This window comes from Bifidobacterium biavatii DSM 23969, assembly GCF_000741165.1.
GTDB classification, from domain to species: Bacteria; Actinomycetota; Actinomycetes; order Actinomycetales; family Bifidobacteriaceae; genus Bifidobacterium; species Bifidobacterium biavatii.
In genome coordinates this window covers 361,871-375,636 of record NZ_JGYN01000030.1, presented here as the reverse complement: position 1 = coordinate 375,636, position 13,766 = coordinate 361,871, and the positions used below count along the sequence as shown (strand labels likewise).

The window sequence follows — 13,766 nt, the reverse complement described above, 5'->3', positions numbered from 1 at the left end:
GCAGCGCAGCAACCGCGCAAACACGGCTGGCTGTGGGTCGCGGCCGGCGTGCTGGCCGAGATCCTGCTGACGATGGCCGCGATCTGCGCGCTGTACATCGTCTGGCAGATGTGGTGGACGGGTGTGCAGGCCGAGCACGCGCAGGTCGAGGCGCGGCAGTCGGCGAACTGGTCGGCGCCGGGCAACGGCGACAGCACGAAGGTCGCGGCCGCGCAGCAGGGCGATCCGCCCGTCGAGGCCGCGCCGACCGCCGACGGTGAGCTGATGGCCACCATCTACATCCCGCGCTTCGGCGACAACTGGGAGCGCAATCTGGTGCAGGGCACCACGCTCGAACAGCTCAACAAGCACGGTCTGGGCCATTACACGGACACGCAGATGCCCGGCGAGGTCGGCAATTTCGCGATCGCCGGCCACCGCAACGGCTACGGTCAGCCGCTCGGCGACGTTGACAAGCTGCAGAAGGGCGACGCGATCGTCATCCGTACGCAGAACTACTGGTACGTGTACGAATACACGGATTACGAGATCGTGCTGCCGACGGAGATCCGCGTGATCGGCGAGAATCCGAAGAATCCGGGCGCGACGCCGACCGAACGCATGATCACGATGACGACGTGCGAACCGAAGTACTCCGACCCGATCTACCGCTGGATCAGCTATGGCAAGCTCAAGTACTGGGCGAAGGTGTCGGACGGCACGCCGAAGGAGCTCGCGACGAGCAATGCGAGCGGCGGCACGACGTTCACGGTGAACGAGGTCACCGCGTCGCCGGTGTCCAAGCTGGATTCGCTGGTGCCGGTGATTCAGGTCGCGCTGGTCGCGTACGTGATCCTGTTCCTTGCGGCGCTGGCCGCGTGGCGTTACCCGTTCTGGCGCGAAGTGCGTGCCGGCGATCGCCGCCGCCCCGAATTCAGCCTGTACGGCGGGCTGGAGCGCGTCCAGCCGGGCGTGCTGCCGATCCGGCTGCTGCTTACGCTGATCCTGCTGTTCGTTGCGGCCGCCGCGCTGTTCCAGTGGGGATTCCCGTGGGCCGCGTCGCATATCCCCTACTTGCAGCAAATGTCCAACTTCACGGTCTGAGCCTGCGCGATCGGGTTCGCATTGACTACACTGGGCCGCAGCGTTACGCTGTGGCCCATTTGCATAAGGAGACTGTGATGACTGATTCGGCGCGCATTCTGGTCGTCGACAATTACGATTCGTTCGTGTACACGATCGTCGGCTATCTGAAGACGCTCGGCGCGACGGTCGACGTGGTGCGCAATGATGCGATCGATGCCGCGAAGCCCGGCCTGCTGGACGATTACGACGGCGTGCTGATCTCCCCCGGCCCGGGCGCGCCGGCCGAATCGGGCGCTAGCGAGGATGTGATCCGTCGCTGCGCGGCCGAGAAGAAGCCGATGTTCGGCGTGTGCCTTGGACTGCAGGCGTTGGCCGAAGTGTTCGGCTGCACGGTGGACCATGCGCCGACGATCATGCACGGCAAGACGAGCCAGGTGGAGCATATTGACGACGAGATTTTTGCCGGGGTGGCGAATCCGATGACTGCGACCCGCTACCATTCGCTGGCCGTGGAGCCCGATTCCGTGCCGGATGAGCTGGTGGTGACCGCGTGGACGCAGGGCGATCACATCATTCAGGGCATCAAGCACCGCGATCTGCCGATGTACGCCGTGCAGTTCCATCCCGAATCGGTGATGACGCAGGATGGCTACCGTCTGCTCGCCAACTGGCTGGCCGTGTGCGGCCAGTCCAATGCGGTGGCCAAGTCCGCCGGCCTCCAGCCCAAGGTCAACAACTGACGGGGACGCTGCCGGGGCGCAGAAAGCAGCAAGAAGGGGGATGCCTTCCACTGGGAAGACATCCCCCTTCTGCATGCCCGAACGGCTGCCGGCCTGTCAGTTGCCGCTGGTGCCCGAGCCGGATCCGTTGCTGTTCGAGCTGTTGTTGTTGTCGGTGGACCCGTTATTGTCGGTGCCGGAGTTGCCGTTGCCGTCCGTGGATCCGTTGCCGTTGGTGTTGGACCCGTTATTGTCGGTGGATCCGTTGCCGTTGGTGTTCGAGCCGTTGCCGTTGGTGGATCCGCCGTTTTCGGTGTTGGACGACTCCGCCTTCTTGGTGGTGATGGTCACGTTCGATCCCTTGTCCACCTGCGTGCCCGCGGTCGGATTGATGCTTTCCACCACGCCGCTTTCGCCCGTGCCTCCCGCGGTCGGGTTCAGGCCCGCGGCGGTCATCGCGGCCGCACAGTCGGCGTAGGACTGGCCGGCCGCGCAATCAGGCACGGTCACCGGCTCGGGACCGCTCGACACGTACACGGTGATCTGCTGGTCCTGTTCGAGCTGCTGGCCCGCGGCCGGATCGGTGCGGATCACGCTGCCCTCCGGCACGGTGTCGCTGGCTTCGGTGTACACGGTCGGCAGCAGGCCGTAGCCCTTGAGCGTGGCGAGCGCCGCGTCCTTCGGCTGTCCGGTCACGTCGGGCATGCTCGAGCTGCCCGTGGACACGTACAGCGTGATTTCGGTGCCCTTCGGCTGCGACGTGCCTGCCTCCGGATCGGTTTTGACGACCAGATCCTGCGCGACGGTCGCGCTCTGCACGCTCTTGACGGTCGACGCCACCTTGAATCCGGCCTTTTCCAGTGTTTCGCGAGCGGATTCCTGCGTGTCCTCGGACACGTCCGGCACGTTGATCGACTGCGGTCCGGTGGAGAACCAGACCTTAACCGCGCTGCCCTTGGCGACCTTGGTGCCGCCCTTGGGCGTCTGCTTGGTCACGGTGCCCTTCGGTTCGGAGGAATCGTTGTCCTCCTGCGGGTCGAGCGTGAGCCCGAGCTGTTCGAGCTGCGCCTTGACCTTCGCTTCGGTGATGTTCGACATGGACGTGAAGTCCGGCACGGTTTCCTCGTTCGCCGCGACGTTCGAGTTGCTGAGCATGAAGAACGCGGCCACGATCAGCGCGATGACGACGATGCCGCCGAGTACCGAGCCGATGATGACCTTCTTGCGTTTTGCCTTGGCCGCCGCGGCCCGCTGTTCGGCGCGCGAGCGCACGCCCGTGCTGCCGGCCGCCGGTCGCATGGACGGCACGACCTCGAACTGTCCGGTGATCGGGTTGAACGCCTGCGTGGCGGTCGTCTCGCCCGCTCCGGCGGCGCCACCCGCAACGCCGGCACCGGGCACGCCGGCGCCCATCGGCATGGTCTGGCCCATGGCCATCGTGGCGGTCGGATTCTGGCTTTCCTGCTGCTGTTCGGCTTCGCGGCGGGCCTTCATGTTGGCCAGGTCGGTGAGCGGATTGAATGCGGCAGCCACGGGCATGCCGCCGTTCATGAATGTGAGGATGTCGTTGCGGAACTCCGCGGCCGTGGCGTACCGGTTCTGCCGGTCCTTGGCCATGGCCTTCGCGCAGATCGAATCCCACATCTTCGGCAGTCCGGGCACGATTGCGCTGGGCGGCGTGGCGACTTCGGACACGTGCTGGTAGGCGATGGCCACGGCCGAATCGCCGACGAATGGCGCGCGTCCGGTGAGCATCTCGTACAGCACGCAGCCGGCCGAATACAGGTCGGAGCGCATGTCGACGGTTTCGCCGCGCGCCTGCTCGGGCGAGAGGTACTGCGCGGTGCCGACCACGCCCTGCGACTGGGTCATGGTGGCTGCCGAATCGTCGAGCGCGCGGGCGATGCCGAAGTCCATGACCTTGACCACGCCCTGCTCGGAGATCATGATGTTGCCGGGCTTGATGTCGCGGTGGATGATGCCCATGCGGTGCGAGTATTCGAGCGCGGAGAGCACGCCGAGCATGACTTGTTCGGCGTCGCGCTGCGACAGCGCGCCGTTGGCCTTGATGATGTCGCGCAGCGTCTGACCCTTGACGTACTCCATGACCAGGTACGGCAGGCGTTCGGTGGTGCCGTCGTCGTTGGTGACGGTCTCCTCACCCGAATCGTAGATGTTCACGATGTTCGGGTTGTTCATCTGCGCGACCGCGTGCGCTTCGCGGCGGAACCGCGTGAGGAAGATCTGGTCGTTGGCCAGGTCGGCGCGCATGATTTTGATGGCGACGGTGCGGCCGAGTCGCGTGTCGAGCGCCACGCGCACTTCGGCCATACCGCCGTGGCCGATGGACTGGCCGAGTTGGTATCGGCCGTCGGCGAGCGAATTAGGCATGCTCATTGCTGCTCCTTCCGCGTGTTGCGCATCGCCGGTGCGGATGCGCCGTTCAAGCTGATATGCGTGCCGGCCGGCTGGGATTGGACGCCGGTTTGGCCGGGCTGTCCGGACTGGGCAGCCACGGATGCGGCCGTCTGCGCGAATCGTCCCGGGTCAAGCGATCGCAGCAGCGTGTTGACCGCGTGCGGTCGGCTGGAAACGCGCCTCGGCATGCGGCCGAGGTTGACGAACGTGTCGTCGGCCTGCGCGGTCGCCTGGTCGAGCAGCCGGCGTTCGATGCGCGCTAGCGTGCGCGAGACGACGAGCGCGTCCTTCGGTCTGTCGCGCGGGTCCTTCGCCAGCATCGACATGACGAACTGGGCGAGCTGGAAGTCGACGGTGTCCGGCAGCGGCGGCACGGGGTCGTTCACGTGCGCGGCCGCGATGTCGACGGGGGTTGCGCCCGTGAACGGACGATGTCCGCACAGGCCCTCGTACGCGACCACGCCGAGCGAGTAGATGTCGGACTGCGGCGTCGCCTGCTTGCCTTGCGCCTGTTCGGGCGAGATGTATTGCGCGGTGCCGACGACCATGCCGTCCTGCGTGATCTGCTCCTGGTTGGTCGAATAGGAGACGCCGAAGTCGGTGATCTTCACTTCGCCCGTGTCGGAGACCATGATGTTGGCCGGCTTGACGTCGCGGTGGATCACGTCGTGGCTGTGTGCGACGAACAGGCCGCGCGCGGTCTGGATGAGGATCGGCAGCAGCTCGGTCGGATCCATCGCGCCCTTCTCGTGGTAGAGATCGGCGAGCGACTTGCTCGGCACGTATTCCATGATGAGGAAGCCGATGCCGTCGTGTTCGTAGTATTCGAACAGCGCGGCGATGTTCGGATGCGCGAGATTGGCGGAATTGTGCGCTTCCGCGCGCAGACGGTGGAGCTTGGCCTCGACGTTGGCCTGGTCGGAGCGCAATGCCTTGATGGCGACGGGCCGGCCGAGCTGGATGTCGTACGCCTTCCACACTTCGCCCATACCGCCTTGCGCGAGTCTGCGGTCGAGGCGGTATCGGCGGTGGATGAGCTGTCCTTCGATCAGTTTCATTGCTTCAACGCCTCCTCCATCAGTTGCTTCATGATCGGACCTGCGGCAAGCGACCCGTACAGGTCGGTGTTGTGCACCACCACGGACACCGCGATCTGCGGGTCCTCCGCGGGCGCGAAGCCGATGATCCAGCCGTCGATCGACTGGTTTGCGTCGCCGATCTGCGCGGTGCCGGTTTTCGCCGCCACGGACACGCCGTCGATTTCGAGCGACGGGTATTCCTTGGTGATCACCGATTCCATCGCCGTGGTGAGCTTGTCGGCCGTGGTCTTGCTGAACGCCTGCGACATGACCTGCGGTTCCGTTTCAGAAATCACCGACAGGTCGCTTGAGCGCACGCGGTCGACGAGCGTGGGTCGCATGAGCTTGCCGTCGTTTGCGATCGCGGACGCGATGAGCAGGTTCTGCAGCGGGGTCGTCAGATTGTCGCCTTGGCCGATCGACGCGAGCGCGATGCGATCGTCCGTTTCGTCGGCCGGGAACTGTGCGGCGACGGACTTGATCGGCGTGCCGGTCGACGTGGTGCCGTCCAGCGTGACCGACTTGCCGTAACCGAGCTTTTCGGCCATCGCGTTGACCGTGTCCGCGCCGAGCGCGACGCCGAGCTGCGAGAACGCCGTGTTCGACGAGTACGCGAGCGCGTCCTGCAGCGCGATCTTACCGTTCGTGCCGGCGCCTTGAATGCTGGAGTTGGTCAGGGCCGTGGCCGTGCCTGGCAGCGTGTAGCTCGCGCCGGCCGGCACCTGGGTGGTGAGGTCGTATTTGCCGGTTTCGAGCGCGGCGGCCATCACCACGGTTTTGAACGTGGACCCCGGCGGGTACAGCTGGCTGGTGGTGCGGTTGAGCATCGGATTTGAGCTGTCGGCGACGAGCTGCTGGTAGGCGAGGTTCGCGGACTTCGTGTCGTGCGAGGCGAGCTGGTTCGGATCGTAGCTGGGCACGCTCACCATCGCGAGGATGCGGCCGGTTTTCGGCTGGCTGACGATCACCGCGCCGTCCTTGCCGTTCATGAGCTGGTAGGCGAGCGTCTGCAGCTTCGGGCTGATCGACGTTTCGATCGTTGCGCCCGTGTTTTCCGTGCCGGACAGCACGGCCTTGAACCGCTCCCAAAACAGCGTGTCGGCTTCGCCGTTGAGCAGTTGGTTGCGCGACGCTTCGAGGCCGCGGTCGGTGCCCTGCGTGATCGAGAAGTAGCCGGTCACGGGCGCGTACACGGGGCCGTTCGAGTAGGAACGCTGGTATTTGAACGAGTCGTTGACCGCGTTCGATTTGGCGATGACCGTGCCGTCGGAGGCGAGGATCTGCCCGCGCGGCGCGCCGTACGTGCGGTAAAGCGCACGCGCGTTGCGCGCGTCGGCGTTGAGTTCGTCGGCTTTGATGGCCGTGATGATGCTCGTGGAGATGCCGAGGATGACGAACAGCACGAGCACGGCCGTGAACAGTTGGCGCAGGGTCTTGTTCATCGGTTGCCACGCTCCTTGAGCTCGTGGTCGCGCAGCGCCGCCAGAGCCTCGTACTGGAACGTTTCCGACAGGTCGGTGGACGGTTCCGGCTTGTTCGCCGAGTTGGAGATGACGACGAGCAGCGCGGCGAGGATGTAGTTGGCGACGAGCGACGAGCCGCCTGCCGCCATGTACGGCAGGGTCATGCCGGTTAGCGGGATGACGAGCGTGACGCCGCCGACGACGGTGAACACCTGGAACGCCATGGTGAACACGAGTCCGGAGGCGAGCAGCTTGCCGAACCCGTCCTTGATTTTCATGGCGGTGATGAACCCGGACGCGATGATGATCAGGTACAGCACGAGCACGCCCAGGAGGCCGGTCAGGCCGATTTCCTCGCCGAGCGACGTGTAGATGAAGTCGGAGTTGCCGTACGTGGTGAGGCCGGGGTGGCCCTGGCCGAGTCCGGTGCCGACCATGCCGCCCGACGCGAGGCCGAAGATGCCGGTGACGATCTGCCACGAGCCGCCGTAGTCCTTGTTGTACTGCTCGTTGCTGAACGGCTGCAGCCATGCTTCGACGCGCGAGCCGACGTGGTTGAAGATCGACGCGGCGAGCACGGCGCCGGCGGCGAACGCGATCAGGCCGATCACGATCCAGCTTTTGCGGCCGGTGGCCACGTACAGCATGGCGACGAACATGGCGAAGAACATGAGCGACGTGCCCAGATCGTGCTGCATGACGAGCACGCCCATGGACACGCCCCAGATGATGATGATCGGGCCGAGGTCCTTGATGCGCGGCAGCTGAAGTCCGAGGATCTTTTTGCCGCCCACGGCCAGCTGATCGCGGTGGTCGAACAGGTATGCGGCGAAGAAGAACGCGAGGAACAGCTTGGCGAATTCGGCCGGCTGGATCGTGCCGCCGGGCACGCGGATCCACACGCTCGCGCCGTTGATGTCGACGCCGAGGCCGGGAACCATCGGCGAGAGCAGAAGCAGCAGGCCGACGACCATGCTCACGTACGAGAATCGGCGCAGAATGCGGTAGTCGCGCATGCATACGATCAGCGCGGACGCGAGCACGAGCGCCGTCGCCTGCCACAGCAGCTGCTTGAACGCGACGCTGGTGCCGGCCGACTGGTCGATGCGCGCGATCATCGTCGTGCCGATGCCGTTAAGCAGGATCACGCACGGCATGATCGACTGGCTGGCGTACGGCTGGAACTTGATAATCAGCGCCCATGCGGCGAGGATCATCACGCCGATCACGCCGAGCAGTATCGCGTAATTTTGCGGGAAACCGCCGGTCGTGCGCTCGAACATCTGGAAGAACGCGATGAAGCTGATCGCCATGGCGAACAGTAGCAGCGCGATCTGGCGCAAACGGGTGGTGATCATTGCGCGGCACCGTCCTTTGACGTGTCGGACTTGGTCGCGTCGTCGGCCGCGCCGATCTTCGGCGTCGAGCCGCTCGACGTGCCGGACTTGTCGGTCGTCGAGCTCGACGAATCGGACTTGTCCGTCGAGTCGGAGGAATCGCCGTTCGTCTTCGACGATTCGGTCGCCTGCTTCTTGGCTTCCTCCTCGGCGGCCTTCTTCGCGGCCTCCTTGTCAAGCTCGCTCTTGATGAACGCGGCGTGCTCGGTGGCCGCGTCGTAGCTGTCCACGGCGATGCCCTGATCGAGCTGGTCCTGCCACGACTGCGGCAGGCTCGACACTTCGATCGTCGTCTTCTTCACTTCGTGCGACAGCGACAGGCCGAACAGGTTCGTGTTCACGCCGCGGTAGATCGTCACCACGCCGTCGTTCGCGGCCAGATAGTAGCGGCTCTGGCTCCACGCGTACGCGCCCCACGCCGTGCCGGCCAGCACGGCCAGCACCACGATCGAGGTGAGCATTACCGCGAAGCGGTTGCGATGCCGGCGTACGCGCTTCGCGTGCCGCTGTTCGAGCTGCTCGTGGTGGATCGCCTTCTTGACTTCCGGGTCGTTCGGATCGGCCGTCACGCGGCCGTCGGACTTCTGCACCACCGGGATCTCGCCCGTGTCGGGCACGGTGCGGTCGCCGTTCTCCTCGCGCACGTCCGCCGGTTGTACGACGCGCGGCGCCGGGCCGGTCTTGTCCTTGCGTTTGGCATCCTCGCGCAATGCGGCCGCGCGCATCGCCGGCGACGTCCGATCCTCGCGCAGCGCGGGCGAGGTCGCGACCGGCGCGTTCACGATGTCGGCGATCGGTTCGAGGCTGGAGCTTGCCGCGCCGCCGACCAGCAGCGTCTGATGCGGTAGGTCGAAGGCGTTCGCGTCGAGCGCGAGCGTCGCGTCGGCGATCACGGCCGTCACGTTGTCCGTGCTGCCGGCCTTGAGCGCCATGCCGACGAGCCGCTGCGCGCACTCCTCTTGGTCGGTGCAGTCAGCCATGACCTGCTCGATTGTCGAATCCTCGAGCACGCCACACAGACCGTCGGAGCACAGCAGCCAGCGGTCGGCCGGATGCGCCTTGCGGATCGCGATGTCCGGGCGCGGGTCGATGTCGAAGTCGCCGAGCACGCGCATCACGACGTTGCGCTGCGGATGGTTCTTCGCCTCCGCTTCGTTGATGCGGCCCATGTCGATGAGATGCTGCACGAGGCTGTGGTCGTGCGTCATGCGCGTGAGCTTGCCGTCGCGAAGCAGATACGCGCGGGAGTCGCCGATGTGCGCGAGCACCCAGTAGCCGGCCACCAGTACGACTGCGGTGACGGTGGTGCCCATGCCGGCCAGCTTGCGTTCGCGTTTCGCCTTGCCGACGATCGCGTCGTGCGCGGCGATGACCGACGTTTCCAGCATGCGGGAGACGGCCTGGATGTCGCCGCTGACGTCGTCGTGCTCGATGTGTGCGAGCGAGCGGATCGCGATGGTCGACGCGGTGTCGCCGCCGGCGTGGCCGCCCATGCCGTCGCAGATCGCGGCGAGATGCTCGCCTGCGAACGACGAATCCTGGTTGTTGGAACGTACGGTGCCCACGTCCGAGACGGTCGTGGAATAGAGGAACAAGGTTTGCGACGCAGCTGAATTCGGCATATGGCGGTCACCTCAATTCGAAGGTGGTGGCACCGATACGCACCGGGACTCGGGCGGAAAGAATGGTGGGCGCGCTGATGCGCTGGCCGTTGACGACAGTGCCGTTCGTGCTGTTCAGATCCTCGATGGCCCAGTCGCCGGTGGCGGGATCCTGGTACACGCGCGCATGGTGGGACGAGACGAACTCGTCGTCGAGCACCACCGTGTTCGACGCGGCGCGGCCGAGCGAGATCGATTCGCCGGTCAGCGGCACGCTTGCGCCCGCCAACGGGCCGTCGATGATGACGAGCAGCGACAGGGCGGAATTCGGCGTGGGCGGCTCGTTGGCCGGCACGCGCACGGGCACGGCGGACGATGTGGCCACCGGGGCCGGCGATTCGGCGGCCTTGCGCGCCTGACGCTCCTTGCGACGGTGGGTGCGCGACGCGTGGGGGCTGAGCGTTTCCATGTCCTTGTGCAATGAGCGCATGGCAAGCCATACGAACACCCATAAAAGAACAAGGAATCCGTATTTGAGAATCGCGAAGGTCAGTTCGGTGAGCATGTGGACGGCTCCTCGGGAGGTTACTCCTGCTCCTGCGAGGAAGCCCAGTAGAGGATGCGCGTACGACCGATGGTGATGGTGTTGCCGTCAAGCAGCGTGGCGATCGGCACCTGATGGCCCTCGATGTACATGTGGTTCGTGGAGCCGAGGTCGCGCGCGATCACGCCGTTTGGCGTGATGTCGATCTCCATGTGGCGGCGGGAGATGCCCGGATCGTCGATGATGATGTCGCAGCCGGAGCCGCGGCCGATCACGGTCTTCTCCTTGGTGAGCAGGTACTGGTTGCCGTTGATCTCGAGCATCGGGTCGTCCTGCGTCTGCTGGTCGGGGGTAGTGACCGGCACCGCGTTGCCCTGCACCGATTCGGAGCTCAGGTTGAAGTTGCCCTTGGTCAGGTCGAGGTCCTCTTCGAAGATCACCACGACCGGTCCGACGAACGCGTAGTGCTGGCTCTTCGCGTACTGCGTGAGATTGTCGGCCAGCTCGTTGGCGAGCGTTTCCGAACCCCACTGCTCGATGCGGTCGAAATCGGGGGTGCTCAGCTTGAAACGGTATTCGTTCGGAGCCACTGTGCGATCGCGGCCGACGGGCATGGCCTCGGCGTCGATTTCGCGCTCGAGAGCGCTGGAGAGGTCGACGGGCTGCAGGTCCTTGGACCCGAATTTGGCGAACACGCCATTGACCGCGCCTTCTACACTTTTCTCAAAACGGTCGAGAACGCTCATGGTGATCCCTTTCTACATATCCTCACCCATCCTACGCGCAGTGGGGAACCTGACCAAAAAATCCGCCGGGAAGCGTTCTTATGGGCGCAAAACTTCCACGTCCGTGGGGGTGATGTGAACGGCGCCGCATGCGCCCGGGGAATAGGGTTCCCCGGGCGCATGTCGGGCGTGAAACCCGCTCAGCGCAGGTCGAGCGCGTCGCGCAGGAAGTCGCGCTGGAGGATGAGCAGGTTCTCCGCCACCGTCTCGTCGTTGGTCATGTGCGTGATGCCCGTCAACGGCAGGTAGGTGTGCGGGCGGCCTGCGGCCATGAGCGCCTGCGACAGCCGGAGGCTGTGCGCGATGGTGACGTTGTCGTCCGCGAAGCCGTGGATGAGCATGAGCGCGCGTTCGAGCTTCGGCGCGTCCTGCACGATGCCGTTGCGCTCATACACTTCCGGGTCGAGGCCCAGATAGCGTTCGGTGTAGTGCGTGTCGTACAGCGTCCAGTCGGTGGGGGGAGCGCCCGCGCAGCCGGCCTTGAACACGTCCGGCGCGTCGAGCACGGCGAGCGCGGACAGGAATCCGCCGTACGACCAGCCGATCATGCACACCTTGTCCAGATCGGGCGCGGGAATATGCGTTTCGCCGGCGGCGGAGTCCGCTCCGGCGTTGAGCGCGGCGACCGCGTCTGGCAGCGCGTGCACGGCCTCGACCTGGTCGGCGAGCGTCACGTCCTTCATGTTCTCGAAGATCGCGCGGTCCCACTTCGGTCCGCGGCCGGTGGTGCCGCGGCCGTCGGCCGTGACGACCAGGAAGCCCTGATCGGCCCACCACTGGGCCTCCCAGTAGAACGCCTGGCTGGCGATGACCTGCTGGAAACCCGGGCCGCCGTACGGCTTCATGAGCACTGGCAGCTTCTCGGCCTGCGCGTACGGGCTATCGGCGCTCGGCGCGATGATCGCCGTGTACAACCGGTGCTCGCCGAGCCGCGTGAACGCGAGGTTCGGCGCGAAGCCAGGTTCGGCCGCATGATTCGCGATCGCGTGGCCGTTGTGCAGCATGGTCGACTTCGCGTGCGCCATGTCGCGTCCGGACACGACGATGCTGCCCTTGCCGCGCGACGCGGTCCACGAGCCGGGCTTGTCGGTGACGGGCGTGAGCGTGCCGTCGTACGCGATGCTCACCACGTCGAAACTGCGCGCATCATGATCGCCGAGACGACGTTCGTCGGCCGCCGCGGCCGCCCACTCGGCCGGCACGTCGGGCGCGGTTTCGGGCGAACGCTGCACGAGCGCGAGCACGTCGCGGTCGGTCACGTCGAGCACGCCGCGCACCTGCCAGCCGGCGGGCGTGAACGCGCGACCGTCGACCGTGAGCCGGTTCGTGTCCGTGTCCATGTCGTTGAACGCGCCGATGAGACGACCGTCCGGCGTGTACGCGGGCGTGCCGGGGATCAGGTCGATCCACTGGTCGTTGTGGTGCGTTTCGAGCACGCGCGTCGCGCCCGCATCGTCGCCGTCGACCGTGACGGACAGCACTTGGTCGTTGCGCTGGCAACGATCCTGCACGAGCACGAGCGGATCGCGATCCTTGGCCCAGCTGACCGCGGCGATGTACTCGTACGTCGCACGGTCCCACTCGACCTGCGCGCCGTCGATGCCGTTGTAGCGGCCGTCCGCGTCGAACGAGAGTTCGGCGACGGTCAGGTACGTTTCCGCGTTTTCGGTGAGCGCGCGCGGATAGCGGCGGCCGACGGCCGGATGCTCCGGATTGGCCGGATCGCTGATGTACCAGATCGGCTCGCGTTCGGTGTCGAAGGTTTCGAAGAGGATGTGGCGCGAATCGGGGCCCCACCAGAAGCCGTCGTAGCGGTCCATCTCCTCGCCGGCCACGAATTCGGCCAGGCCGATCTTCCACGTGTTTTCGCCGTCCGCGTCGTCCGTCTCGTCGTCGACGCCCCAGATCGTGCCGATGTGGTCGTTGCCGTTGTCGGCGATGTCGATGATGACGAGATGCTCGCCGGTCGTGTACAGCACGTGCCTGCCGTCCGGGCTGACGCGCGGGTTGAGCACCGGGCCGTAGACGCCCTGCTCGTCCGTGTCGAGCTGCGCGGCGGCCAGCTGGCGCGTGCGGCCGGACGGTTCGCCGTCCGCATCGTCGACGATGTCGGTCAGGAACAGACGGCCGTTGATCGTGAACACGACGCGGCGGCCGGCCGCATCGACCGAATAGGAGACGATGCCGGAACCGCCTTCGCGGGCGCGTTCGCGACGGGCCTTCTCTTCGGCCGGCACGTCCTCGCTGTCCGCGTCGGCGAGCAGCTCGCGCGGGTCGGCGAGCAGGATCTCGCGATGTGACTCCTCGCCGGCGGCGTTGCTGTCGACGACGCTCAGCCACAGCGAGGTCACGAGATCCTCGGGACCGTCGGAACGCAGGAACAGCGCGTGCGAGCCGTCGCCGATCACGCGGGCGGAACGGGGCGCGCCGCCGCCGAAGCGCAGCGTGCGGGCCCTCAGACGGGGAAACTGGACAATGTTGTCGTTGATATTGGTCATGCCCCTTACGCTAGTCGGCCGGTTGGGCATGCGGTATGCGGGCGGTATTTGGACAGAACGGGCGGTCGGTGTCGCGTTGTCGCGCCCAGGGGCGAAGCGGCCGAGGAACGGCGGCGGGGTCCGCTTATACTGAGCGATGACATGAAGGGCCTCGCCGGCCGTCACCGCGCATAACGATACGTGCGATATTCAGGCCG

At 65.9% G+C, this 13,766-nt stretch carries 10 protein-coding genes; 2 read left to right on the top strand and 8 right to left on the bottom strand.

The window, feature by feature from the left end:
- Nucleotides 1–30 precede the first annotated feature (30 nt).
- Both BBIA_RS10920 and BBIA_RS10915 read left to right on the top strand, forming a co-directional pair.
- Nucleotides 31–1,083, top strand: coding sequence for a class E sortase (locus tag BBIA_RS10920; RefSeq protein ID WP_033492854.1), 1,053 nt, complete (start codon nucleotides 31–33; stop codon nucleotides 1,081–1,083).
- Between the two features lie 77 nt (nucleotides 1,084–1,160).
- The gene (locus tag BBIA_RS10915; protein WP_033492765.1) at nucleotides 1,161–1,805 is read left to right on the top strand and encodes an anthranilate synthase component II; all 645 of its coding nucleotides are present in this window, start codon (nucleotides 1,161–1,163) and stop codon (nucleotides 1,803–1,805) included.
- A 96-nt stretch (nucleotides 1,806–1,901) separates the two neighbouring features.
- On the opposite strand, the gene pknB is transcribed toward BBIA_RS10915, so the two are convergent.
- From pknB to BBIA_RS10875, 8 genes are all read right to left on the bottom strand, one after another.
- Nucleotides 1,902–4,181 (bottom strand): Stk1 family PASTA domain-containing Ser/Thr kinase, encoded by a 2,280-nt coding sequence (pknB, locus tag BBIA_RS10910; RefSeq protein ID WP_420796700.1) that lies wholly within the window; start codon nucleotides 4,179–4,181, stop codon nucleotides 1,902–1,904.
- Entirely contained in the window at nucleotides 4,178–5,260 is a 1,083-nt protein-coding gene (locus BBIA_RS10905; RefSeq protein WP_238548508.1) for a serine/threonine-protein kinase, read from the bottom strand. The genes pknB and BBIA_RS10905 overlap by 4 nt, the downstream gene beginning before the upstream one ends.
- The gene (locus BBIA_RS10900) at nucleotides 5,257–6,723 is read right to left on the bottom strand and encodes a peptidoglycan D,D-transpeptidase FtsI family protein (protein WP_033492763.1); all 1,467 of its coding nucleotides are present in this window, start codon (nucleotides 6,721–6,723) and stop codon (nucleotides 5,257–5,259) included. The genes BBIA_RS10905 and BBIA_RS10900 overlap by 4 nt, the downstream gene beginning before the upstream one ends.
- Nucleotides 6,720–8,102, bottom strand: a complete 1,383-nt coding sequence (locus tag BBIA_RS10895) for an FtsW/RodA/SpoVE family cell cycle protein (RefSeq protein ID WP_033492848.1) — start codon at nucleotides 8,100–8,102, stop codon at nucleotides 6,720–6,722. Before BBIA_RS10895 ends, BBIA_RS10900 begins: the two co-directional genes overlap by 4 nt.
- The gene (locus BBIA_RS10890) at nucleotides 8,099–9,763 is read right to left on the bottom strand and encodes a PP2C family protein-serine/threonine phosphatase (protein ID WP_033492759.1); all 1,665 of its coding nucleotides are present in this window, start codon (nucleotides 9,761–9,763) and stop codon (nucleotides 8,099–8,101) included. The genes BBIA_RS10895 and BBIA_RS10890 overlap by 4 nt, the downstream gene beginning before the upstream one ends.
- A gap of 7 nt (nucleotides 9,764–9,770) precedes the next feature.
- On the bottom strand, nucleotides 9,771–10,307 hold the full coding sequence (locus BBIA_RS10885) for an FHA domain-containing protein FhaB/FipA (protein WP_033492757.1): 537 nt from the start codon (nucleotides 10,305–10,307) through the stop codon (nucleotides 9,771–9,773).
- 20 nt (nucleotides 10,308–10,327) lie between these two features.
- Entirely contained in the window at nucleotides 10,328–11,032 is a 705-nt protein-coding gene (locus BBIA_RS10880; protein WP_033492756.1) for an FhaA domain-containing protein, read from the bottom strand.
- Nucleotides 11,033–11,211: 179 nt separating this feature from the next.
- On the bottom strand, nucleotides 11,212–13,569 hold the full coding sequence (locus BBIA_RS10875; protein WP_033492754.1) for a prolyl oligopeptidase family serine peptidase: 2,358 nt from the start codon (nucleotides 13,567–13,569) through the stop codon (nucleotides 11,212–11,214).
- Nucleotides 13,570–13,766: the final 197 nt, after the last annotated feature.